At 66.6% G+C, this 1990-nt stretch carries 2 pseudogenes; both read right to left on the bottom strand.

Annotated elements, in window-relative coordinates:
* Positions 1-416: 416 nt before the first annotated feature.
* Positions 417-1541 (bottom strand): annotated as a pseudogene (locus tag HRU21_13175) (transposase).
* Positions 1542-1830: 289 nt separating this feature from the next.
* Positions 1831-1965, bottom strand: a pseudogene (locus tag HRU21_13170) (transposase).
* Positions 1966-1990 lie beyond the last annotated feature (25 nt).

The raw sequence follows: 1990 nt of genomic DNA, 5'->3' as shown, positions 1-1990 counted from the left end.
CCGAGGTCTGCGAGTGCCCGATCTGACGCCCTTGGAAGGCTCGCGCGATGAGCTTCGGGTAAGTCGACTTCTCGTCCGTGTCGATCTTCACCAAGGTCGCCCCAGGACGCGCTCTAGCAGGCCGTTGAGAAAGGGCTGTTCGAGCCCGCGGCCGGTCTGGGCGGGGCTGGAGTCGGCATGGGCTGGAGCCACGCGATCCGGCCCTGAAGTTGATCGAGTGGCCTGCTGATGGCGGCGAGTGCCGCGATCAGCCGGCCGATGGACCGCGTTACGGCGCCGAGAGCGCCTTCAGCGAGCGCCGCGAGGCCCTTCGGGGTTCCAGCGCCGATGGTCGAGCGCAGCACGAGGCCGAGATTGAACGCGGCGACCTGCAGGTGGTACCGCTTCATGATGTTCTCCTGCCCTCGGAGGTGGACGCGGCGCATTGCGCCGCTCTCGAGAGCGTGGGCGAACGAGCGCTCGATCAGCTCGCCGCGCTTGCGCATGAGGCCCTTGCCCTTCGGTCGCGCGATCCGCTTGCCGTTGCTTCGCGTCGCGTCCCGTGCCTCCTCCTTGCCCTTCCAATTCCTCTTCCCCCGGTTCGGCTCGCTGATGTAGCTCTTGCAGCCGGCCCCGGCCAGCGTCTCCATCGTGTCGTTGGAGTGATAGCCCTTGTCGGCGACGACCTCCTTCCCTGCGTCGTTGCTCAATGCCTCCGCGGTCGCTGGTTCGCTGATGACAGTGATGAGCGCTCCAAACGCACGCGTGAGCGTGTCGTAGATCGTTGTCGTGTCGCCGACGACCGCGTCCTGGATCGTGGCTCCCACGATCGCGCCAGTCTCGAGATCCACCGCGTGTTCGACGGCGTGAGCGAGGTGAGTGCTGCCGTCCTTCATACGCGTGATGCGTGCCTCAGGGTCCACAGGGCTCGTCCAATCGGCGTTCGAGCCCTTCTTCGGCCGCTTCCGATCGACCTTCGCGAGGTCCTCGCGCGTCGGCGTCTCGATCCCCGACTCCTTCGCGAGGTCGGTCAGGAACTCGTCGTACGCGCGGCCATCGTCTCGACGCACGATGCTGCGCAGCGCCGCGTTGGCCTCCATCGTCGAGGAGTCCACGCCGAGCGTCTTACCTTTGAGCAGCCCCTTCTTCGCAACGACCGTCAGCACAAGGTCGAAGGCGGCTTGGTGGGTCTCCAGGTCGAGCCGGGTTCGAATCCGGCTCAGGCTCGAGTGGTCGGGGGTGGCCTCCTCCAGCCGATACCCGAGGAACTTCTTCAGCGAGAGGGAGTCGGCGCAGCGCCAGGCGATGCCACGCTCCGAGTCGATGCCTTCGAAGTACCCGACCATCAGCATCCGCATGTACACCCCCGGAGGGATGCTCGGGCGGCCCCTGCCCGTGGAGTAGAACGGCTCGCAGAGGGCCTCGACCTTCGCGTCGAAGTCGGCCTCCCTGAGCAGCTCGTTCAGCTTCGTGTAGAACGGGTTTCCCGGCACGGTCGGCAGCGAAGTGGTCGGCACCCACAGCTGCTCCTGCCTCTCGCGTGCGCGACGACTCATCGACATGCGCCCATCCTCGCGTACCTCCCGCCGCCGATCACGCTCCAACCGCAGCGGCCGCGGAGTTTTTCAACGGCCTGCTAGCCCCATCTCGTCACGAGCGTCTTAGTGGCCGCCTTCGATCGGTGATCGAGGCGGCCGCTGGTCGTTCCAGAGCAGAGGCGGTGCCTTGACCGCCCTTCAGTGCTTCCGTAGCGCCCGAAATCGAGCCCAAATAGGGCTGATGAGCCTGCGCGGCCATGCAGGTCCCTCGGCAATGAAGCCGGTCAGCGCAGGTACCGCGGCGGAGCCGCGGCTACGCCGCGCGTAGTCGCTCGAATGCCTCGACGAACAGCTCGCGCCACGGATGATGCTCGCTGAGGTGGATCCAGATCCGCCTCGCGGTCGAGCGGATCCGGGCGCCGATCTTCAAGAGCTGCAGGCGGATCGTCCCGCACTACGCCCTTGCCATGGCC

The organism is Pseudomonadales bacterium, assembly GCA_013215025.1.
Lineage (GTDB): Bacteria > Pseudomonadota > Gammaproteobacteria > Pseudomonadales > DT-91 > DT-91.
The sequence above is the reverse complement of the archived record's forward strand: the minus strand, read 5'-3'. Positions and strand labels throughout refer to the sequence as shown.